General features: G+C 62.8%; 22 protein-coding genes and 1 pseudogene. 18 read left to right on the top strand and 5 right to left on the bottom strand.

Translation table 11 applies throughout. The features are described 5' to 3' along the window. Positions 1-23 precede the first annotated feature (23 nt). From ACLRGI_RS19365 to ACLRGI_RS19345, 5 genes are all read left to right on the top strand, one after another. Positions 24-326, top strand: coding sequence for a hypothetical protein (locus ACLRGI_RS19365; RefSeq protein WP_253033878.1), 303 nt, complete (start codon positions 24-26; stop codon positions 324-326). A gap of 142 nt (positions 327-468) precedes the next feature. After that, positions 469-2,310 (top strand): hypothetical protein, encoded by a 1,842-nt coding sequence (locus tag ACLRGI_RS19360; RefSeq protein WP_419203155.1) that lies wholly within the window; start codon positions 469-471, stop codon positions 2,308-2,310. A gap of 441 nt (positions 2,311-2,751) precedes the next feature. Further along, the gene (locus tag ACLRGI_RS19355; protein WP_253033881.1) at positions 2,752-3,666 is read left to right on the top strand and encodes a ParA family protein; all 915 of its coding nucleotides are present in this window, start codon (positions 2,752-2,754) and stop codon (positions 3,664-3,666) included. Continuing rightward, positions 3,663-4,034 (top strand): ParB family protein, encoded by a 372-nt coding sequence (locus ACLRGI_RS19350; protein WP_253033911.1) that lies wholly within the window; start codon positions 3,663-3,665, stop codon positions 4,032-4,034. Before ACLRGI_RS19355 ends, ACLRGI_RS19350 begins: the two co-directional genes overlap by 4 nt. Positions 4,035-4,205: 171 nt before the next feature. Then, positions 4,206-5,027 (top strand): hypothetical protein, encoded by an 822-nt coding sequence (locus ACLRGI_RS19345; RefSeq protein ID WP_253033883.1) that lies wholly within the window; start codon positions 4,206-4,208, stop codon positions 5,025-5,027. A 28-nt stretch (positions 5,028-5,055) separates the two neighbouring features. Here ACLRGI_RS19345 and ACLRGI_RS19340 read toward each other — a convergent pair whose 3' ends face one another. Then, positions 5,056-5,625, bottom strand: coding sequence for a recombinase family protein (locus tag ACLRGI_RS19340; RefSeq protein ID WP_253033884.1), 570 nt, complete (start codon positions 5,623-5,625; stop codon positions 5,056-5,058). Between the two features lie 231 nt (positions 5,626-5,856). Here ACLRGI_RS19340 and ACLRGI_RS19335 point away from each other — a divergent pair, with 231 nt between their 5' ends. From ACLRGI_RS19335 to yiaA, 4 genes are all read left to right on the top strand, one after another. Beyond that, the gene (locus ACLRGI_RS19335) at positions 5,857-6,366 is read left to right on the top strand and encodes a hypothetical protein (RefSeq protein ID WP_253033885.1); all 510 of its coding nucleotides are present in this window, start codon (positions 5,857-5,859) and stop codon (positions 6,364-6,366) included. An 819-nt stretch (positions 6,367-7,185) separates the two neighbouring features. Continuing rightward, the gene (locus tag ACLRGI_RS19330; protein ID WP_419203152.1) at positions 7,186-8,475 is read left to right on the top strand and encodes an IS110 family RNA-guided transposase; all 1,290 of its coding nucleotides are present in this window, start codon (positions 7,186-7,188) and stop codon (positions 8,473-8,475) included. 188 nt (positions 8,476-8,663) lie between these two features. Then, on the top strand, positions 8,664-8,900 hold the full coding sequence (locus ACLRGI_RS19325; RefSeq protein ID WP_419203151.1) for a hypothetical protein: 237 nt from the start codon (positions 8,664-8,666) through the stop codon (positions 8,898-8,900). Positions 8,901-9,068: 168 nt separating this feature from the next. Beyond that, positions 9,069-9,596, top strand: a complete 528-nt coding sequence (gene yiaA / locus ACLRGI_RS19320) for an inner membrane protein YiaA (protein WP_253033887.1) — start codon at positions 9,069-9,071, stop codon at positions 9,594-9,596. 754 nt (positions 9,597-10,350) lie between these two features. Here the strand turns inward: yiaA and ACLRGI_RS19315 are convergent. Beyond that, the gene (locus tag ACLRGI_RS19315) at positions 10,351-11,187 is read right to left on the bottom strand and encodes an IS5 family transposase (RefSeq protein WP_253033888.1); all 837 of its coding nucleotides are present in this window, start codon (positions 11,185-11,187) and stop codon (positions 10,351-10,353) included. 97 nt (positions 11,188-11,284) lie between these two features. Here ACLRGI_RS19315 and ACLRGI_RS19310 point away from each other — a divergent pair, with 97 nt between their 5' ends. The 4 genes from ACLRGI_RS19310 to ACLRGI_RS19295 are packed head-to-tail and all read left to right on the top strand — an operon-like array spanning position 11,285 to position 12,706. After that, on the top strand, positions 11,285-11,560 hold the full coding sequence (locus ACLRGI_RS19310; RefSeq protein ID WP_253033889.1) for a glutaredoxin family protein: 276 nt from the start codon (positions 11,285-11,287) through the stop codon (positions 11,558-11,560). 54 nt (positions 11,561-11,614) lie between these two features. After that, on the top strand, positions 11,615-12,157 hold the full coding sequence (gene ssb, locus ACLRGI_RS19305) for a single-stranded DNA-binding protein (protein WP_349472059.1): 543 nt from the start codon (positions 11,615-11,617) through the stop codon (positions 12,155-12,157). Then, the gene (locus ACLRGI_RS19300) at positions 12,150-12,407 is read left to right on the top strand and encodes a ParB family protein (RefSeq protein WP_253033890.1); all 258 of its coding nucleotides are present in this window, start codon (positions 12,150-12,152) and stop codon (positions 12,405-12,407) included. The genes ssb and ACLRGI_RS19300 overlap by 8 nt, the downstream gene beginning before the upstream one ends. 5 nt (positions 12,408-12,412) lie before the next feature. Next, positions 12,413-12,706: a helix-turn-helix domain-containing protein gene (locus tag ACLRGI_RS19295; RefSeq protein ID WP_253033891.1), complete on the top strand. Its 294-nt coding sequence runs from the start codon at positions 12,413-12,415 to the stop codon at positions 12,704-12,706. A gap of 478 nt (positions 12,707-13,184) precedes the next feature. Here ACLRGI_RS19295 and ACLRGI_RS19290 read toward each other — a convergent pair whose 3' ends face one another. Then, positions 13,185-13,505 carry a hypothetical protein gene (locus tag ACLRGI_RS19290; protein WP_253033892.1) on the bottom strand — a complete coding sequence of 107 codons (321 nt, stop codon included), beginning with the start codon at positions 13,503-13,505 and terminating at the stop codon, positions 13,185-13,187. 9 nt (positions 13,506-13,514) lie between these two features. Then, positions 13,515-13,754, bottom strand: coding sequence for a helix-turn-helix transcriptional regulator (locus ACLRGI_RS19285; RefSeq protein ID WP_253033893.1), 240 nt, complete (start codon positions 13,752-13,754; stop codon positions 13,515-13,517). A gap of 427 nt (positions 13,755-14,181) precedes the next feature. On the opposite strand from ACLRGI_RS19285, the gene ACLRGI_RS19280 reads away from it, so the two are divergent. From ACLRGI_RS19280 to ACLRGI_RS19260, 5 genes and pseudogenes are all read left to right on the top strand, one after another. After that, a complete protein-coding gene (locus ACLRGI_RS19280; RefSeq protein WP_253033894.1) occupies positions 14,182-14,571 on the top strand; it encodes a MobC family plasmid mobilization relaxosome protein in 390 nt (129 codons plus the stop codon). 3 nt (positions 14,572-14,574) lie between these two features. After that, positions 14,575-16,215, top strand: coding sequence for a relaxase/mobilization nuclease domain-containing protein (locus ACLRGI_RS19275; protein ID WP_253033895.1), 1,641 nt, complete (start codon positions 14,575-14,577; stop codon positions 16,213-16,215). Positions 16,216-16,244: 29 nt separating this feature from the next. Beyond that, positions 16,245-17,441, top strand: a complete 1,197-nt coding sequence (locus tag ACLRGI_RS19270; RefSeq protein ID WP_253033896.1) for a hypothetical protein — start codon at positions 16,245-16,247, stop codon at positions 17,439-17,441. Positions 17,442-17,500: 59 nt separating this feature from the next. Then, positions 17,501-18,541, top strand: coding sequence for a PDDEXK nuclease domain-containing protein (locus ACLRGI_RS19265; RefSeq protein WP_253033897.1), 1,041 nt, complete (start codon positions 17,501-17,503; stop codon positions 18,539-18,541). Positions 18,542-18,731: 190 nt separating this feature from the next. Next, positions 18,732-19,035, top strand: a pseudogene (locus tag ACLRGI_RS19260) (DUF4193 domain-containing protein). 88 nt (positions 19,036-19,123) lie between these two features. Here the strand turns inward: ACLRGI_RS19260 and ACLRGI_RS19255 are convergent. Continuing rightward, on the bottom strand, positions 19,124-19,837 hold the full coding sequence (locus ACLRGI_RS19255; protein ID WP_253033898.1) for a hypothetical protein: 714 nt from the start codon (positions 19,835-19,837) through the stop codon (positions 19,124-19,126). Positions 19,838-19,990: the final 153 nt, after the last annotated feature.

The raw sequence follows: 19,990 nt of genomic DNA, 5'->3' as shown, positions 1-19,990 counted from the left end.
CTGGGCGAGTCACACCCCACGCGATGACTCTTTCAAAAAGAGCGACACGCCGCGGCGACGTGCAGGGTTTCGTTTATCAAAACCGCTTAGATAGCACTATGGCAATTCAGAAGCTTGCTCAGGGAGGCCGCCCTTCCAAGGGGCCCCGGCACACGTTTGTGGTCAAGCCCGATCTTGCGCGGGCCGAAAAGCTGCGGGCCATTATGGAAATTCTTGGCACGAACGCAGTTGATTACCTGACACCGCTGGTTGCCAGGCATATAGATTCCATCGACCTTGAAGAACTGCGCAATCAGGAGACATTGCCTATACCGAAAGCCAGTTAATAACTGAAGGCCCGCACATGGCGGGCCTTCGTTAAGTATTTAGTTCAGATCTCGTTCTTGGCGGGATGTCGATCTGAACTTTTGTCCAACACCCACCCAGTGGGTGGATTTTGTCGTTCCCCCGAAGGAGTAACTGCTGTCTATGGTACCGGAAGTCAATTCCGCGTCAACGCACGCACGTAAGGGTGTCGCGGGCCAACCTAGCCCTCAGCAGGCGTGGATCCTTGCACCCCTGATCGCCGGCCAAGCGTCCTACCGCCTAGGCCGATGGATGGGCACCAGGTTCCAATACCCGCGGCCGGCAACTCCGCCCACCATTACGACGTCTCTGCCCGAGCACCCCGCAGCAGTCATGATCCACGGTACGGACGGTTCCGTAGCCACTCTCTGCATCGACTTGGATACATCCAAGGCACTGAAGAGCGTCGTGGACTCAGACGCAGCCCGGCTCAGGAAGCTTCTGAACGAAGCCAACGTCAGCTACGTGGAGGACTTCTCCCCCAGCGGCGGCAGGCACATCTACATTCCCCTTCAACAACGCCTCACCGCCGCCAAAGCCCGCGAGCTTGTCGAAGCCCTCGGCCTTCTCGCCGCAAGCCTGGACCCGAGCCCCCACCAGAACATCACCGACGGCTGCATCCGCGTCCCGGGCTCAAGGCACAAGGCTGGCGGCCACCAAACCCTCATTACTCCCCTATCCCAGGCCTACGCCACCCTCCGCGTCCGCAACTCAGCGCGTGCCATAGCAGCATTGCGCGCCGCACTGGCCCCGGAGCTGGCCCGCAACAAGGCCATCCAAAAACGCCAAGCCAAAGCAGCAACAACAGTACGGACCACTGCTGGACAGCTGCCCGTCGCTGGCCGCAGCGAAACCCCCCTGCGCCGGATTGCACGCACTGGCCTTTACGACACGGCTACGTACGCCAGCGCCTCGGAGGCCCGCATGGGTGTGCTGAACCACTTCGCTGCGTGCGGATGGACCCTGGAAGAGGTACGGAACGAACTCACCGGCCAGTTCCCGGGCCTGGCAGCCCTCTACGGCACGCAAGCCAAACAGGCGCGACTCCTTTCCAGCGAATGGGCCAACGCCCAGGCCTTCACCAACGCCGGCAGCACCCAAAAACGTAAGTCCCGTGAACCCGGAAAAATCAATGCCCTTATTAACAACACAAGCCCCACTGAACCCACAGGGGGGGCACTCAACCGCAGTTCCGCGTCAATCCACCAACTCGTAAACGACTTGGAAAATGTCCTGTACGCCGTCCTGGACCACCGCTTGGCAGCCAGGGGCCGCGAAGGACTCGGCCTCCGCCTCCTGGTCCGCGGCCTGCTGGGTTACATGAGGGCGAAAGAAACGGATCTTCTCGATGTCGGTTGTCGTACGCTTGCGGTCGCGCTGGGAAAGCACCATGTCACCATTGCCCGGTTACTTCCCGTTCTGGCCCAGGCCTCCGATGGAATTCTCACCAAAGTCGCGGATGCTCGCCACAAGACAGCAGACGTCTACCTCATTCAGTTGCCTCGGCACTATCAGCAACTAGCGAGGGAGCTGACGTGGCGCAAAGGACGCATCCATGCCGTGCGACCTGTGTTCCGAAGCCTGGGAGACGTGGCTGCCCTTGTCTATGAATCCATCGAACGAGCTAGGCACTCCCCCACCACCGCGGAGATTGTCCGTTTTACGAGCATCAGCCGCAACGCCGTATCGACCGCGCTGACCGAGATGGAGGCCCTGGGCATGGTTTACCGCGACCACGGTCACTGGAAGAGGAGGGCAGTTAATCTGACTAATCTGGCGGCAAGGCTGGGCGTGTTGGAGGACTACCAGGCCCACATCAGCCGTAACCGGTTCGAACGCGCCCGCTGGCACGCATACCTGGACCGTTTCCGGACCGTTGAGGTTGATGAAGGTGCACTGTACGACCAGGAACGGGAGGAGTATTGGCTGCCTCCTGGGGATGCTGCGATCTGGAACGCCGCATAGACGACGAACCGGGGGCTGCAGCGATGCCCGGGTTGCCTGTACGCATTTTTCCGGTTACCTCCGGCGCACTGAATATGCGGACGACGACAGGACGGGGGCTCCGAGAAAGCTGCCGCAAAACGGCAAGCACTGACGCCCAATGTGGACCGCTTTTGAGATTCATCCTCCGGTCTCCACCGGGGGCCGACAGCGGGGGACAGCGCGACGGAAGAGCTGCAGGGCGGCGCTCAATCGCTTACCTGCAGGGTTTCCTCATGTTGGTCATTCGCTTGCGAATGAAGCGTATACAGCAAAGCAATTGAAACTTGCTTTAGAAGTAAAACTTGCCATAACAGCTTTACTTTTTTGACTTGTGAAAAAAGTAAAGACACGCAAGCCAGCTTCACAAGTGAAACAAGTGCCGCCTGGTTACGCTGGGAACACTTGTGAAAGGAAGATTCGATGAAACACGATCTGGACCGCGGCGCGCTCAGCAGGGTAATCGCGGTAATCAACGGCAAAGGCGGGGTCTTCAAGACCAGCTTGGTAGCCAACGTCGGTGGACTCCTCGCGGAGGCTGGCTCACGCGTACTCCTCGTGGATTTGGACCCGCAGGGCAACCTTGCGGAGGACCTAGGTTATTCCGACAAGGGGGACGGCGGCAGGAGCTTGGCAGCGGCTCTCTGCTTCGGTGCAGAGCCGTCCCTGCTCACAAGTATCCGACCCAACCTGGACGTCATTGCCGGCGGACCCGAACTCGATGATGCAGCAGCGTTTCTCGGAGCCAAAGCCCAAAAGGACCGCGACGCAGCCCACCTAGCCCTGGCAAAGATGCTCGCAACCATCGCGGGGGAGTACGACCTCGTCCTCCTTGACTGCCCGCCCGGAAACGAGCCCCTCCAGGCATCAGCCGTCGCGGCCGCACGGTACGCACTGGTGCCGCTGAAGACAGACATGTCCAGCCGCAAAGGCGTCGCTGCGGTGGCAGCACGCATGGACAGCGTCGTGGGACTCAACCCAGCACTCGATCTCCTGGGTGTTGTCCTGGTGGGAACCGGAACCAACTCAAAACAGGTCCACAAAGTCACCCGCGACCACCTCATCGCCGACTTCGGCACCGACGAAGTGCTGTTCCCAATGACCATCCGACACGCAGAAGCAACTGCCCAGGCCTGCCGGGAGCGCGGGCTACTGGCGCACGAGCTCGAACGGGAACTTAGCAAAGCACCCAAATGGTGGGAGATTCGTCGCGGAGAAGCTAAAGCCACGAATGCAGGGCCAAGGTCTGCATCCAGCGTTGCTGAGGACCTGCATGCAGTCGCCATGGAAGTAACGCGGCGGGTAGCCGCTGCAGAGTCCCAGGAGGTTAGCGCATGAGCACCGAGCAGAACGCCGGCCGGCCCACCCTGGGCTTGCCGCCGCGACCCGCCGCAGCACCCACGACAGATGCACCACTAGCGCGCATGCTCTCCGGGCGCCGCCAGGAGGCGCCGGCGAAGAGGGAAGAACCAAAGGATTCCCCGACTGAGAACATGACGGTAAGCATCCCAACCGCTCTGCGCAATCGCGCCAAGGCCGCGTACAAGGCGACCAGCTACGCCGAGGGAGATAACACCTGGGCACATTTCGTTGCTAAAGCCATCGAAGCAGAAACCCGCCGCCGCGAAGCCGAACACAACCAGGGCGAGATGTACCCCTCATGGGGAGAGAAACTGCCCGGCGGCCGGAGGCTCAAGGATAGCTAACGGGGAAGTACGTCCCCCAAGCCAGATAGCAGTACCCGGGGGAGTGGTCGAACACCACAGGACCCGGGACCGGAACAGAGTAAACAGAGGAGAGAAGTGGGCGAGTCAAGTACCACTAAGGCCCGAATACAGCTGCCGACGTGGTGGGGAAACCAAAAGGATCTGGCGAGGTTGGTCACTTTGGTCAAGTCCCTGCACTCGTCCGCTTCCGCAGAAGCGCTAGAAAAGTTAACGGCCAGCAGGGCAAAAACTCGTGAGCTCAACGAGGCGAGAGTGGAGTCGTTGGCTGCGGCTATCGCAACCAATATTTCAAAAAATGGAGGGGACCCCGGTCGTTTCGCTGATCCAACGACCCTTATGGAAGAGGCCCGCATTCTGGGGTCGCTGGAAGAAGACGGCCATTACACCGCCGAACGCGCAGTTAAGGAACTGGATCTTGAGATGGCAGTCAGCCTAAAGACCTGGGACGAAAGGCGGACCGGTTCCCCTGACGTCCTCATTGAAGATCTGGACGAACGGGAAGTGAAGCGCATCGAACTATCCTTTGGCCAGCAGTACTCAGGTGGGACCTTCCTGCGGCTGGAACTCGGGAAGTATGGTAGTCAGGCGGAACTTGGAGGACCTGTTCACTGGGTTTCGTCAGCCGCCGGTCAACTCAAAGTTGAACTGAAGCGGCAAAGCAGCTGGCTTGGACGCCTCGTTGGTAGTGGATGGGGGCACACGCTAATCGCGGTACCCACCGCCGTGGTAATTGCGTTGCTCCTGCTGCCCTATGTCAAGAGCACATGGGATTTAGTGGCAATAGTTCTCGTTTTAAATGTCCTTGTATCGTTCGTTGCTGCTGCCGTTCTGCAGAAGTTCATCCCCAGATTTGAACTGATGAAGGACGGCAAGCCAAAAATAAAGACCTGGCTTGGATGGGTCGCCGGACTTCTCGGCACCGTCATCATAGGACTTGGGACAAATGCCCTGTCCAAGATGATGGGGCTGTAGAGGTCGGTCAGAACTGGCCGCTGTGAGTTCACCTTGGCGGGAGATGCCGATAGAGGGTTGTGCGCGCCAGTCCAGTCTTGGTGACTATTTCGCGGATGGGCACGCCCTTGTCCCGGAGCATCAAGGCATGTTCGAGCTTGTCAGGATCCACAACGGAAGGACGTCCGGTGTGACGGCCATGGGCGGCAGCTACCGCCCGGGCATGGGAGGCCCGTTCAGCGGCGTAGGTGCGTTCCATTTCTGCGAAGAGGGCCAGCATGACGACGGCCAGCTGCGCCATCGGACTGTCCGGAGTCGATGTGTCGATTCGGAGAGGATCGGCCAGTGTCCGGATCCCGACGCCACGTTCCTTTAATTCGTGAACCAGATTTAGCGTGTCCCGGACCGTCCGGCCTAACCGGTCGAGGGTGTGAACGACAATCACATCTCCTGGGCGCGCCTGGCGCAGCGCTTCATGCAGCCCTGGACGGTCCCTGGTGGCCCCGGACTTCTTGTCTACGTAGACATGCTCACTGTCAATGCCGGCGGCCGCCAGGGCGTCCAGCTGCCGCGCCACGTCCTGTTTAGGCGTTGAAACCCTCGCATACCCGATATCCATTGATGCACCGTACCTAAATTCGCTGTCGTTACGGTTGAATATGGCGACCATTGTGGATTGAATTCCGGGACAATCAGATTACGCGCCGTTCTGCGTATTCAGATGCGAGGGGGAGTGTCCCACCCGGGGTGTCCCGGTTCTAAGGAAGTGAGACATTTTTGTAGTACCTCTCATGCCGCCCACAATCCACGCAGTTGATGGCCGGCTAGGGGGGAGTAAGGGGAATGAGGAATGATTCTGGACATGACACCAGTTCGTACCTCAACTCAGACTAATCAGACTAAAGAGAACCGGAAAGGCTTCGTGGCCTTGATCTCGATTTCTGTTTTGACCTTCGTCGTCTTTGCGGTTATGGCCCAGCCACCTATAGCGAACTTCGTGGGAGCGATGTTCGTAGGAGTTGGAGGCATGCTGATGGTCGGGATTCGCTTTTTTCAGCAAAACGCTGCCAGGGCAGTTGAGGACGCCAAGGAAGCCAACCCAGACAAGGCTCCTGCATTAAAATCCCCGTGGGGCTCCCGCCCCATAACTGCCATGGTTGGCTGGGTGAAGCGGCCCTCATCCGCGGCGAGAAAAGCGGAGCGCGAACGCTTGAAGGCAGAAAAGAGCGAGGCGGCCGCAATTCAGAAGTCAGTCGAAGCCTTCGAAGACCTAGGGTTTGGCCTCTTGGGTCTCGGTGGTCTAATAGTCGCAGCAGCCGCCCTGCAAGGCTGTATTGAAGCAATTTTCGGAACTGTCTGACGAACTCTGATGCCCGTAACCCGACGCGCCTGTTCCGCCGTTCGGATAGCGATTGCATAGGAGTCTTCGGACTCCAACGATTCAGCGGCAACTCCGGGATGTGCCGATGTGGGTTCGCTAGGTCAGGCCGGCCCCTATCCCAGTTCTAAGGAAATGGGACGAAGAGATCTGAGGGAGTTGACCGGCCCTTGGTCGTAGTATCTGGGGCCGAAGGGCGAGTCAACGCAACTGCTACTTGCTTGGCATCCAGCTGTTCCAATCGTGCGTTGACCAGCTGCCAGATTGCCCGGGCTTACCCGGTGTCCCCAGGATGCCAGGCAGTCCTGGACGGCCGGCAACCCGGACGAACCTGGGGGATTCCGTGGGGTGCTGATGAATGGTTCGCAGGGCTCACAGGATCGGGCGTCCGCTGGCGCGGCCGGCTGTTGGGCCCGGCCCCGACGTCGCAGAGCTCCGCCTTGCCCGGACCTGTTGTGTCTACGACGTTTTTTGGCTGCTGTCCTGACGGATTGTACGTGTCCGCTCCGGCCCGTCCAGCCCCTCCTAATTCGTCGCTGATTTCCTTCGGGAATTTCCCGCCCTTGCCCTTACGGGTAGACAGGCCTCCGTCGGCCACAGCTCCGCAAGCTTCGCCAGCAGCCAAAACAACGAGGGAGAGGAGACGCTGGCCGATCACCTAAACCGCCCCGCTCACCGGCAAACATTGTGGTCCGCGCCCGCACCCGTTTCCACCCGCTTGACAGACTGTGAGTCTTTACTTGGCTGGTCCGGGACCGGCTGGCAGGGTTGACGTTGGTCGCTCCGCCGTGGTTGTGACTCATGACAAAACTGGCCCCCCGCGGGTGCCTTGCCTATGAACTGTCCGGCTGCGACGGGGTGACCGGCGCCTGCCCGGCCCACCTCAGTGGCTTGATCAGAAGCATGCCCGACCTCGCGGGGTCGTGGCTCATCACAGGTATGCCCCGAAGTGATCCCTTTCCGGGTCGGCGCCGGTCGTCAGCGACCGGATCATCGCCCGTGCAAGGAAAGGAACCGGACGCTGTGAGCACCATTGTCGCGCATACTCATCCGTTCGTCATCGGCGTGGATACCCACTCCAAAACTCACACCTACGCAGTCCTCACGGCGGCAGGTCAGCACCTCGGGACCGAGACGTTCCCGAACACTGCGGCGGGCCGTGCCCGCGCAATCTCCTGGGCCGGACGCCGCACCAGCGGTGTCGCCGACGCACTGTGGGTGATCGAGGGAGCCAACAGCTACGGTGCGCAGCTGGCGCGCAACGTCACCGACACCGGCTACCGTGTCGTCGAGGCCGCCCGCATGAGCGGTGGCCGGCGCGGGGTCGGCAAGTCCGACCCGCTCGACGCTCAGCGCATCGCCGCCACCGTGCTGTCCCTGCCAAGTGATCAACTGCGGATCCCGCGGCAGGATGAGGGCGTGCGTGCCGCCACACAGATCCTCCTGACCGCCCGCGACGAGCTCGCCGGGGAGCGCACCCGAGCAGTGAACGCGCTCACCGCCCTGTTACGCATCACCGACCTCGGCATTGACGCCCGCCGGCCCCTCGGCGCCCGTACGATCGCCGAGGCCGCGCGCTGGCGCACCCGGGAAGAACCTCTCGCCACCGCAACCGCCCGCACCGAGGCGATCCGTCTGGCCAAGCGCGTCCTGGAACTGGACGCCGAGCTCGACCAGAACATGGCGCGCATCAGCGACCTCGTCGAAGCCAGCCCGGCCGCCGGGCTGCTTCAGAAGACCGGTATCGGCCCTGTCACAGCAGCCAGGACTCTCGTCGCGTGGTCTCACCCGGGCCGGATCAACAGCGAGGCCGCCTTCGCCGCGATCGCCGGCGTGAACCCCATCCCCGCATCCTCGGGCAACACCACACGGCACCGACTGAACCGTGGCGGAGACAGGCAACTCAACCGGGCGTTGAATGTCATCGCGATGGTCCGAATGGTCCACGACCCCGACACCCGCGCCTACGTCGACCGCCGACGCGCCGAAGGCAAGACCGACCGTGAGATCCGCCGCATCCTCAAGCGCTACCTCGCCCGTAGCATCTACCGACACCTCAACACCGCACCAACCTCCAAAATTGGGGGTTGACGAGATATAGAAGCTTCATAGAAGCGTCGGGGGAGAAGGGAACTGCCGGTCACCTAAGCCGCCCCACCCACGTGGAAGGAACACAACCATGAGCGACAGGAGGTCCCGCGAGCCCTACTCGGGAATGCCGACGGAGAGGGGCCCGCCTCCTAAACGACTCGCATGCAAAGTACAAGAGACTCGGCGGCGTGCGTGGCGTCGACCGTGAGGACCTCTACCAGCTGCATGCGTACTCCTCGACGTTTGAAGCATCGATCGCAGCGCGGGCCTACCCGGCAACCAGCGCCGACCTTCCAATGGATGAGCGAAACACCCCGTGGCAGACCAGCAACAGGACGCTTTCGTTCCTAACTTTGCCGACCGAGAAGGATCGTTGCGTACCAAAGCTGGCGCAATGGCTCGGGAACTCTGATGCCTTGCGCTGACCCGCCCGGCCAACCAGTCTCCACCGTGTAGAACGCTTCGTCGAGGGTGGGACTTTCTTTCGCCTAGTGTTTAGTCAAACCGATTGAAAAATGGTGTTCATCGATTCAGACGCTTGAATACGCCGGAAGACATAAGTAATCTGCTCGATCCAACCAAAGGAAAATTACATGGCTGAATCTAAACTTGTCCCGCAGAAGCCCACTGGAGCATTCATCGGCGCTAGCTGGGTTGCGTTGCTCATTGGAGTGTCGTCCTACCTCATCGGTCTTTGGAACGCAACGAGCATGGAGCTTAACGAGAAGGGATACTACTTCACGATCCTACTCTTCGGACTGTTCGCGGTAATCTCGATCCAAAAGACGATTCGAGATCGAGCTGAGGATATCCCAGTCACGAATATCTACTACGGCGTGGCATGGTTCTCCGTTATTGCGTCACTTTCGCTACTGGTCATCGGTCTTTGGAATGCGGATATGCTTCTGTCTGAGAAGGGCTTCTACGGTCTCGCCATGCTGATGTCTCTCTTCGGAGCTATCACCGTTCAGAAAAACGTGCGAGACATGGCAGTGTTTGCCGAAGTCGAGAAAACCGAGAACCCAAAGCGAAAGCTCTTCTCGGGTCAGGACATGCCTGCCGCACCGCCTGGGTCTACTAATCGCCCTAGCTCCAATCCGATCCTCGGCAGACCAGAATGAGTTGAGGCTTTTAGGTATCGAGGCTGGTGTGTTTGCAGGCTGGGTTGTTGAGAAGATGATGCCCAACCCAGAAGATCGCCCTCCTAAGCCGGGAGCCGGACCAGCTTGATCTGGCACAACAAAGAAGAGGGACGACCTGCGGTCGTCCCTCTTTCTTATTCAGTTCGAAAGGCTGACCCTCCTCCGCGGCCAAAGTCCTTCTCGCGTGCAGAGCCGCGCGGCGCCTTGGCGAGTCCCCGTGAGGGTCTTCTTCAGAAGGGATGACGACCTCCCTTCCCACATTCGGAGCGGACTTTCGTGATCAGGCCCCGTTGCAGGCTCCAAAGCACCCGGGGTCTGCTGCCAGGACGTACCTGCGGAATGACCACGCCAGCTGTCATTTTCAGAAGCTGACTGCACTGACTTCCCGTGATTTCGGGGTAGTGCAGATGACTTCTGAACACTGGCTGCTCGATACTCCTCTGCACTAACGCCGCTTCTGCTCGATACTCACCTGCATAAAGGTCACTTCGGCCCGGCACTCCGCCGCCCAGTGGCTTAGTGCAGAGGACTCCTGACATTCAGTGCAGACGACTTCTGAAACTGACACTACCGCCACTTTGCTGACGGCCTGACGTCCCGCTATTCGCACTAAATTCAGCGGAAAAACCCCTAAAACACCGGCAAAAGAGCTATCCATTCAGTTGAATGATTGTTAGAATTGGAGTAGCAAGTCAGCCAGCCGAACCTAACTGAGAACGTGTTGGGAAAGGGCTCATTTTGGTGTTCCTGGCTGCCAGGGGCGGCGTCCGGAGGCCGGGGCCAGCCGCCGGGCCATCAGGCCGATCATGGCCCACTTGACCATCGCCTCGGCATGGGCGGGAAGCCGTTCGTAGTCATGGCCCAGGCGGCGGCAGCGGACCAGCCAGGACAGGGTCCGCTCCACCACCCAGCGCCGGGGCAGGACCTCGAAGGTGCGCTGGCCCTCGGGCTTCTTCACGATCTGCACGGTGATCCGCAGCAGGCGGCGGGCCAATTCCACACACCTGCCGGCGTAGCCCCCGTCGGCCCACACCAACACGATCGAGGGCATCTTCATCCGGGCCTTGTCCAGGACCAGGCGCCCGCCGTCACGGTCCTGCAGGCTCGCCGCGGTGACCAGCACGACGACCAGCAGGCCGAGGGTGTCGACAACCACATGCCGCTTCCTGCCGTTGACCTTCTTGCCTGCGTCGTACCCGCGCGATCCCTTGCCCACGGTGTCGGCGCCCTTGACCGACTGGGCGTCGACGATCCCGGCCGAGGCCATCGGGTCCCGCCCGGCCGCATCCCGGGCGGCAGCACGCAGCGCGTCGTGGATCCGGTCGGTCGTGCCGTCTGCGTTCCAGCGTTTGAAGTACCAGTACACGGTGTCCCAGGGCGGAAAGTCATGGGGCATCATCCGCCAGGCGCACCCGGTCCGGTCCACGTACAGGATCGCCTCCACGATCCGCCTGCGTGGATGGACCGCGGGCCGGCCCCCGGTCTTGACCGGGACCATCGGCGCGATCAGCGCCCACTGTTCATCGGTCAGATCCGAAGGATAGGGGCGCGGAGTTGAAGCATCCTTCATATTCCAATGCTGGACCCGTCGCCCGGTTCAGTCACCGGTAAGAGACCGACAACTTTCCCAACACGTTCTAAGAGTGATACGAAACCGAGGACTGAAAATGACTCTCACCATCTACACCAAGCCCGCCGGATGCTTTGGCTGCACCAAGACCAAGCAGAAGTTCGCAGAGGCCGGCATTGCCTTCCATGAAGTGGATGTCACCACCAACCCGGCAGCCTTCGAGTACATCACCGAAGAGCTCGGCTACTCCCAGGTCCCCGTCGTCATCTATGACAAGGACGGCACCGAGAACCACTGGTCCGGCCTGAACCCGGCCAGGATCGATCAGATCATCAGCATCGAAGCAGTCACCGGCCGCGTCCGCGACGCCTGAACAAACCCCCACCGGAACCGCCAGAACGAAACCAGCAGAGAAGGAACGAAACCAATGTCAGGCGAAACCAGCATCACCGTCATCGGCAACCTCACCAACGACCCCGAACTGCGTTTCACCCCGGGAGGATCCGCGGTCGCGAACTTCACCATCGCCTCCACGCCCGGCATGTTCGACCCGGCCTCCAAAGAGTGGGAGGACGGTGAAACTTTGTTCCTGCGTGCCACGGTCTGGCGCGAAGCGGCGGAGTACGCCGCCGCCTCCCTGGCCAAGGGCAGCCGCGTCGTCGCCACCGGCCGGCTCAAGCCCCGGTCGTATGAGACGAAGGCGGGGGAGAAGCGCACTGTGATCGAACTCGAGGTCGACGAGATCGGCCTGTCCCTCCGCTACGCGGCCGTCCCCCGGGGGTTCACTAAAAGTGAAGGGTCTTCCGGTGCGGACCCGGGTCCGGAGAGTGCGGTAAATGGAGGCATTCACCCGGCGGACGGGTTCGCCATCAGCGCGCGGGAGTACGCCGATGATGACCCCTGGTTCGGTCTGGACGCAAACCCGGGCGGCCGGATTAACACCACGGACCGGGAGGTGTCCGGTGCCTAAAAAGATCGCCGCCTTCACCCCGTACTTCACCGGGGAGGAAGCCGGGCAGGTCCGTGCCGCGTTCCTGGCCGCGGGGCACCTGGAAGGGGATGCGAGCGTGTCGGACTTCATCGTGCGGGCCACCCTGCGGGAAGTGAAGCGGCTGCAACGCAAGCACAACGGCGGCCGGACATGGGAGCCGGTTCCGGCCGGCGGGCTGCGGCGCGGGCAGCGCACGAAAGATGAACTGCTGCACCGGATTGAGGGCTGACCGCCATGGCACGTGACTGTGAGGATGCAGCGGTTGTGCCGGACCCGGAATGCCCCGGAGTACAGTTCCCGCGGATGCTGACGCCCGCCCGGGGGAAGGAGATCCTGAACGTGGGAATGCCGGCCATTTACGCGCTGCTGGCCTCCCAGGATCTGCGCGGTGTACAGCTCGGTGGCCGGCGTGTGTGGCGGGTCAGTGACGAGGACCCCGTCGCGTACCTGGAACGGGCATGTACAGAAACGCAGGACCGTATCGCCGCCGGCACCATGGAGGCCGCGCCCGGCGGGGACGGGGACTAAAAGTACGACCGCGCGGCCGTTCCCTGAAGCTTCCGCCGGCAGCGTTTGTCCGACAGCCGATATTAACCAGCCATGTTCCCACCAGCAGCGTCCAGGGATCGCCACCTGGGTATCAACCAGGACGCCATCAAGGCGCCCGCCGCGGCCACTCCGGACCTCGACTGACCGGCTCCGGGCAGCGCACCCTCCGGGGCTGGAGGGCCGGGACAAGGACGCCATGCCGGGCGCCGCTTCGACCATTGCCAATGCCTGAGCATCACACCCCGGGACGCCCCGGGACGCCCCGGGACGGGCCGGATGACTGGACGCAAAGGCAGCCCCGGGCAGGCACTGGCCGTCACGGAAACGTGGCGGCCATTCCTGCGTCCAGGGGGTCCTGGGAGGCGTGCGGTGTGGTCCGGAGCTGAGACAGCCGGCCCCGTCTTCTGGCGGAACGGGGACGGCTGTGATGGGCCCCGGGGAACGGTCCCGGTTTCTGCTACCCCTGTTCGATGGAAGCTTCCAGGGGGTCCCCGTGGGGCGGGGTGGCGGTGGTGGCTGCGGTGGTGCGTGCGGCTGCCTTGCGGCGGCGGCCGGCCGCGGCGGGTTCGAGTCCGAGTTTTTTGAGTTCCTCGGCGCTCCAGCCGTCTTTGGTGGCGCGCACGTAGGCGCGGTTGGCGTGGCGTTCGGCGTTGGTGAGTTGTTCTGTCAGGTCGGCCACGCGCTGGCGTGCGGTGACCAGGTCGGTGACGGATTCGATGCGGGAGTCCAGCAGTGCGCGGGCCTGGTTGCGGGTGGATTCAATGTCGTGGTTTGCCATGGTCCAACCCTAGCTTCCGGCCGGGACGTTCCGGCGGCACCGGGAGCCGGGTCCGTGACCGGGAAGCCCGTGCAGGTGCGCGTTGGCCGGGTCCGCCAGCCAGTCGGCGAGGTCGCCGGTGTAGTACCCGATGCTGCGCGGTGTGAGCTGGAAGTATTCGGGTCCGATGCCGTGCCGGCGCCAGCGGCGCAGCCGCGCCACAGGGATGCCGTATTCGCGTTTCACAGTGGTCGGTGAGATGAGAGCCATGACTGTACCTTTCGCTTGCCCACAGCCGAAGTTCCTTTCGGCACGCCCGAAAGCACTGGGCCGGTGAGGGAATTGGCCAGTCGGAGGCGCCGGAGCGTGGAATACCGGAGCGGAGCGAGGATATGCCGCGAAAGCCGGCGGTGCAGACTTGCCAAGGAAGGACCGGGCAGTAGCCTGACCAGCCGAAACGGAACGACGCAGTCGTTTTCCAGCGAGCACCGCGCGCAGCGTCCGCATCTTTCATGCCCACCCCGCGCACAGGAGCGGCAAAGCAGAAACCACGACCCGTCCGGAGCAAGCTATACGTTTACACGGGTGTAAATGGCGTGTCGCTCACGGCCCGGTGGTTGTTTGCTTGGCACACTGGCTTGTGTGGTCCCCGGGTTTCGGGGTCGCTGCGCTGGGCTGTTAAGGGATGGGGGAGTGCGTGTCTGAGGAGAGTGCGCCGCGTTCCCGGATTTCCAAGCGACGCCGGGAGAACAAGCCTGCCGGGTCCAAGAAGCGCCGTGACTTGTGGGTCACCGTCGAGGAAGAAGCCGCCCTGGTTGCCCGTGCTGTCCGGGAGAAGGTCACGGTCCCGAACCTGCTTATCACCGCAGCTTTATCGGAGGGGTCGGAGACGCCGACGGAGCGTAAGGCCGTGATGGCTGAACTGATGTCTATCCATACGTTGTTGGCGCGAGTGTCGAACAACGTGAACCAGATCGCCCGGCACGCCAACGCGGGGGATGAATTCCCGCAGGACGCACGCGCAGTTCTCGGGTATGTGCGCGAAGTGGCGATGCGGATTGACCGGACGATTGAGGGGCTGATGTAGGACATGATGCCGAACATTACCCGCGGGTCCCGGATGTCAGGTCTCCTGGTGTACCTGGCCTCCACCGATGCGGATAAGACGAAGAACTCCCACACCGACCCGCACCTGGTGGCAGGGGACGCGGCGATCATGGCCTGGTACGACGACGGGGTCCTGGACCGCGACGACGCGGTCGCGATTGCGAGGCACTTGGACCAGCCCCGCAAGGCCTTCGGCGTTGAGGTCTTGCAGAAGGATTTCCGCTGGGACCCCGTCAGAAAGGAACGCGTACCGAACGGGTACAAGGCCGCCGATGTGTGGCACTGCTCGTTGAGCCTGCGCGCCGAGGAGGGTGCCCTGACGGACCAGCAGTGGGGCGATATCGCCAATGACTTCGTGGACGCCATGGGCTTCACCGGGGCCGGCGGGAAAGCGCAGTGCCGGTGGGTTGCGGTCAACCACGGCACGAGTGAGAACGGCAACCACCACGTTCACCTTGCCGTGTCCCTGGTCCGTGAGGACGGGACCAAGGCCTCCACCCATGGTGACTACAAAAGGGCGCAGCAGACCTGCCGGGAACTGGAAACGAAGTACGGCCTCGAAGAGCTCTCCTCCGTGCACGCGACCCGTGGTTATGACCGGGCCGAGAAGGCCACCGCGGTCCGTGATGACCGCGAAATGCACCGGTCATCCCTGGCGCGGAAAGTCCGCGCCAGCGCCAGCTCCTCGGCGACCGAGGCGGAGTTCGTCCGCCGCGCCCGTGACACCGGATTGTTGGTCCGGCCCCGCTACGCGAAGAACACCACGGACGTCATCGTCGGGTACTCCGTCGCCGAACGCCCCAAACAGGGTGAGCGGCCGATCTGGTTCGGCGGCGGCACCCTCGCATCAGACCTGAAGCTCGGTGCCCTGCGCGAGGAATGGCCGGACTCCCCGCATCTGGCAACGGAGGCCGCGGCGGAATGGAACGCCGCTGCCCGCAACAAACGCACGGTCTCCAGGACCGGCCCCGAGAACGCAACGCCACCGGCGGAAGCATGGGTGCAGTACACCCGGAACGCCACGGCACTGGCGGACCAGCTCCGCACGATTCCGCGGGATGATCACGCGACCTGGGCGAAAGCAGCGCGGGAAGTATCGGGGGCATTCGCGGCCTGGTCTTACCGGCTGGAGCCAACGCCCGGGCCGCTGGCCGCCACCGCCGCTGAACTGTCCCGCACCGCCCAGCTGCGGGCTCCCCGGCAGCACGGCAAACCCGTCGCGCTGCCGTCCATTGCGGGGACGGCGATGTTGTTCATGGCCGCGTCGAGCAAGAGTAAGACTGCAGCACAGACTGCACTCATGGTGCAGCTGATCAACACCGCCTTTGCGGTGTATGAAATGCACGCCCAGTCCGGCCGGACGCGCGAAGCGCAGCGCATCCGCTCAGTGGTGGAGAACCAGCTGGCCCCGTTCACCGGAACCATGCCGAAGGCTGTACCAGTAGGGGCTGCACAGCAGCCCTCTGCAGAGGCCGCAGCGCCGCCCCGGGCGATCGACATTGCCCGGCGCGGCATGGTGCCGATCCGTCCGGGATCCGCGGTGCCGACGACGCTCACGCCGGCAACGCCGGCCAGGACCTACCAGCCCGGCCGACGCGACTCAGGGCCGGGCCTCGATCGATAAAGACCACCACCAACTGCAAGGGGAACAGCATGAGTGAATCAGATGGAATGGATGACGTCCTGGACGGCGGACTGCGGCAGTCGCTGCTGGTCGCCTCACGTGTTGCGGAGACCTTGGCCCGACGCCGGCAGGAAGCTCAGCGGCAGCAGGAACACCAGGACGCCCAGGTGGCGCACGAAGCGCAGGCACGCCTCGCCGCTGAACGCAGCGCGGCCCACGCGGCGCTGGCACCGGTGGAGAAGGATCAGTGGTGGGACAAGGCACAGCCCAACGACATCGCCACGGCACACGCCGTAGCGACAAGCTGGAAGGACCACGACCCGGCCGCCCTGGCAGCCTCGGAAAAAATCCGGCAGGAAGTCCTTGCCCGGTACGGCATCGACACCCACGACGTCGGCGCGGACGCCGCATACCTTGAATCGGGCATCGAAACGATCAGCGCAGAGCAGGCCCGACGCGCCGCGGCCGCCGAACACCGGAAGGGCATGGCTCTCATCGCGGCCGCCCAGGTCGAAGAACTCCGGATGAAGGCAGAGAAGTTGGCGCCGGAAATCGCACGGCACGACGTTCCCTTCGAGTATCTGAGCAACCCGGTCATGGTCCAGACGTTGCAGGCAGCACAGGATGCCAGGACCCCGGTAGCCATCGAAGCGGCCGATGCCGCCGTGAAGGAACGCCTGTACCTGATCGGCAAAGACGGTGTAAACGGTCCCACCATCGACCAGCTGCGGGAAGAAACCACAGCGAATTTCAATGGGGCCGGCGAAGACCACTTCAAGGACGCCGCCTTCGTGGATGCCGCCAAGGACTGGCATGAAGCGAAGCTCCTGGCGGAGGGCGGCTTTACAGGCACCCAGGAGCAGCCGCTGGAGCAACGCTATGCCCGCACCGAAGCCGAACTCTTTGCCCGCATCGAAGGCATGGGGCGCGAGCTCGAAAACCGTGTCACCGGCGGCGACAGCGCACGGGCCAACGACCAAAGGGAAAAGGCCGAGACCGCCGCCGCAGCGGAGTATGGCTCCGCCGGCCATCACCAAGCTTTCGCAGCGTCCCTGGCCGGCACCGCAAGCGAGGAACAGGTGAAGGGCAGGCTCGCAGCCGCCAGGGGTGAAGGAACGCACCCCAGCGCAGCACTCGCCCCCGGCAAAGGCCCAGCGAAGGCGCGGAAGACCAGCTCCGGCGCCACACTGGGGGCGCAGAAATCAAAAAGCGGTCCCAGCCGCTAGGGCTGCCGCTTCACAGCAGCTGCCGTGCGAGCCTGAGTCTGATCGATAGGATCGAACCCATGACAGACGCCCGCGACCTCGCCCTCCCCACCGGCTACTCCGACCTCCTCGGCGATCTCCAGGACCGGGTCCGGGCCACACGCACCAAGGCACTGCGGACCGTCAACACCCAGCTGATCGAGCTGTACTGGTCCATCGGGCAGGCAGTGCGTGTACAGCAGGAGCAGCAGGGGTGGGGGAGCCAGGTCATCAGACGTCTCTCCGAGGACCTTCGTAAGGAGTTTCCGGATATGAAGGGGCTCTCAGCCCGCAACATCCAGTACATGACGACATTCGCCGGAACTTGGGCCGAGGGACCAATTGCGCAGCAGCCTGCTGCGCCATTGCCCTGGGGCCACATCATGGTCCTCCTGGACAAAAAACTCGGTCCCGCCGCCACCCACTCCTACGCCGCCGCAGCGGTGGAGTACGGCTGGTCCCGGAACGTGCTGCTGAACATGATCATGAACAAGACCCTGGAACGCACCGGGGCCGCGCCATCGAACTTTGCGCAGCAGCTTGCTGCGCAGGATTCCGAGCTGGCCCAGCAGGTCGCCAAAGACCCCTACAACTTCGAATTCCTGGGCCTGTCCCGCGAGGTCGCCGAACGTGACCTTGAGCAGGCCCTCATGGACCGCATCACCGACACCCTGCGGGAAATGGGGCCGGGTTTCGCGTTCGTCGGCCGGCAGGTCCACTTCGACGTCGGAGGCGACGACTTCTACCTCGACCTGCTCTTTTTCCACGTCGAGCAGCTCCGCTACTACGTCATCGAGCTGAAGACCGGCAAGTTCCAGCCCGAATACGCCGGGAAGCTGAACTTCTACATTGCCCTGGTCGATGACAGGCTCCGCCGCGAAGCCCACGCCGACACTGTCGGCATCCTGATCTGCGGCAGCAAGAACGAGCACACCGTCCGCTACAGCCTGGGACGGGCCACCTCGCCCATGGCCGTGGCATCCTATACCTACGACGCCCTGCCGGCGGAGGTCCGCAATGAACTGCCCGACGCCGGCCGGCTCACCGCGGCCCTGGACTGGACCGAGGACACGGAAGACTGACGACCGCGGCGGCAATGGGTACTTCGGGGACGGCGCTTTGGCACGTTGTCCGTCCGCATCCCCGGTCAAGGGGGCAGGACAAATTGCCGGGCTCCGGGCGCGGCCGGCCGGTTCCCCTCGGGGAATACCGGGGCCATGGTGTGCGTTGCAGTTCCGTCAGAGAAGAACACCAGAAAAGAGAATCACCGCAGTGGCAGCCGATTACGACGAAGTACGTTCCGACGTCAAGGAATCCCAGGACCGCTCCCTGGAGGCGCTGCAATCCGCCAACGCCCCGGATGCCCGCAGCGTCGTCCGCGACCTCGACGAATCCGACGCCCTGGATGACGCCATGACCCCCCGGCGGGGAGTTTGTCGCCGAGGAACTGATCGTTCAGGTGATTCCCCAGGCCGAGGACGAGTTCACCTGTTACTCCTGTTTCCTGGTCCGGCACCGGTCCCAGCTCGCGCGCGAAAAGAACGGCCACTCGTACTGCAGCGAGTGTGAAGGCTAACGCGCAGCCCCTCCCCATCCCGGAACCAATAGCAGCCTCCACGGCGTGACACAGCCCGCAGGCCAGGCATCCCGACCGGGGGAGCGGATCAGCGGGCGTAAGGGGCAACGTGCCTTTCATCGTTGAAAGGTTCGAACCAGTGCTCCAGTGCCATGGGGGCGAGCCGGAGCTGCTGGTTCAATCGTTCATCGTGCTGGAAACCGTCGAGCGATCTGTCGTACAGCATGTCGCTGTCGGTGTCTTCGAGCATCCTGTCGGTGAGGATGCCCCGCCAGCCCGGGTCAAGGTCCAGGTCGTGGGTGTCTGCGGTGATCTCGACCTGGTCCAGGAGGCACCGTACGGCCAGCTCCTGGGCCACGCAGCTCGGCGGCGTCCAGCCGGCGGCCAGTTTCATGGTCATGTCAGCGGCTACGACCAGGAAACGCCGGGCAAAGAGTCCGTTGTACTTTTCCGCGTACTGCGGCGGCAGGCCCGAGAGAACCCAGGTCCCGGTGATGTCTTCGCGCGTGATCGACTCTTTTTCCTGCAGCGTGTGGATGTCCTGAAACAGCTCATCGATGAGAATCACGGAGGCATGCCAGATGGCACCGGCCAGCAGGCGGGCGCGGCCCAGACTCCGCCGGCGGTCCTCTGCCGGAATACGGGCCATCCAGTCCAGCGTTTCGGAATCCAATCCGGCCAGGTCCTCGTCCGACAGATTCCGGCGATCCGGAATGTAGCCGAGGTCTTCCAGGCTCAGGCCCTGCAGGCGATCGGCGTCGGCGTCCAGTCCGGCAATGATCAGCTCGCGTTCCTTGTCCATGCAGCAGATGCTATCCTGACCGCCGATGCAACGCTTTACTCCTGTGGACCAGGGAGAGGCGGGTGGACACAGCAAATGGTTTAGTTGAACCTTCAACTAAATTAGCTTACATAACGACGGCTATCGGCACCCAAGTGGGACGAGTAGAAGTAC

Origin of the sequence: Paenarthrobacter sp. PPS72, assembly GCF_048537125.1 — a bacterium.
Taxonomy (GTDB): domain Bacteria; phylum Actinomycetota; class Actinomycetes; order Actinomycetales; family Micrococcaceae; genus Arthrobacter; species Arthrobacter nitroguajacolicus_E.
This window is presented reverse-complemented; position numbering and strand designations above follow the sequence as displayed.

Excerpts from the sequence above, each read along its gene's own strand:
- ACLRGI_RS19265 (WP_253033897.1), top strand. The coding sequence starts at position 17,501 with ATGACAGACGCCCGCGACCTCGCCCTCCCCACCGGCTACTCCGACCTC.
- ACLRGI_RS19315 (WP_253033888.1), bottom strand. The coding sequence starts at position 11,187 with ATGAAGGATGCTTCAACTCCGCGCCCCTATCCTTCGGATCTGACCGAT.
- ACLRGI_RS19255 (WP_253033898.1), bottom strand. The coding sequence starts at position 19,837 with ATGGACAAGGAACGCGAGCTGATCATTGCCGGACTGGACGCCGACGCC.
- ACLRGI_RS19360 (WP_419203155.1), top strand. The coding sequence starts at position 469 with ATGGTACCGGAAGTCAATTCCGCGTCAACGCACGCACGTAAGGGTGTC.
- ACLRGI_RS19330 (WP_419203152.1), top strand. The coding sequence starts at position 7,186 with ATGACAAAACTGGCCCCCCGCGGGTGCCTTGCCTATGAACTGTCCGGC.
- yiaA (WP_253033887.1), top strand. The coding sequence starts at position 9,069 with ATGGCTGAATCTAAACTTGTCCCGCAGAAGCCCACTGGAGCATTCATC.
- ACLRGI_RS19310 (WP_253033889.1), top strand. The coding sequence starts at position 11,285 with ATGACTCTCACCATCTACACCAAGCCCGCCGGATGCTTTGGCTGCACC.
- ACLRGI_RS19365 (WP_253033878.1), top strand. The coding sequence starts at position 24 with ATGACTCTTTCAAAAAGAGCGACACGCCGCGGCGACGTGCAGGGTTTC.
- ACLRGI_RS19335 (WP_253033885.1), top strand. The coding sequence starts at position 5,857 with ATGATTCTGGACATGACACCAGTTCGTACCTCAACTCAGACTAATCAG.
- ACLRGI_RS19350 (WP_253033911.1), top strand. The coding sequence starts at position 3,663 with ATGAGCACCGAGCAGAACGCCGGCCGGCCCACCCTGGGCTTGCCGCCG.
- ACLRGI_RS19285 (WP_253033893.1), bottom strand. The coding sequence starts at position 13,754 with ATGGCTCTCATCTCACCGACCACTGTGAAACGCGAATACGGCATCCCT.
- ACLRGI_RS19290 (WP_253033892.1), bottom strand. The coding sequence starts at position 13,505 with ATGGCAAACCACGACATTGAATCCACCCGCAACCAGGCCCGCGCACTG.
- ACLRGI_RS19295 (WP_253033891.1), top strand. The coding sequence starts at position 12,413 with ATGGCACGTGACTGTGAGGATGCAGCGGTTGTGCCGGACCCGGAATGC.
- ACLRGI_RS19275 (WP_253033895.1), top strand. The coding sequence starts at position 14,575 with ATGATGCCGAACATTACCCGCGGGTCCCGGATGTCAGGTCTCCTGGTG.
- ACLRGI_RS19355 (WP_253033881.1), top strand. The coding sequence starts at position 2,752 with ATGAAACACGATCTGGACCGCGGCGCGCTCAGCAGGGTAATCGCGGTA.
- ACLRGI_RS19270 (WP_253033896.1), top strand. The coding sequence starts at position 16,245 with ATGAGTGAATCAGATGGAATGGATGACGTCCTGGACGGCGGACTGCGG.
- ssb (WP_349472059.1), top strand. The coding sequence starts at position 11,615 with ATGTCAGGCGAAACCAGCATCACCGTCATCGGCAACCTCACCAACGAC.
- ACLRGI_RS19340 (WP_253033884.1), bottom strand. The coding sequence starts at position 5,625 with ATGGATATCGGGTATGCGAGGGTTTCAACGCCTAAACAGGACGTGGCG.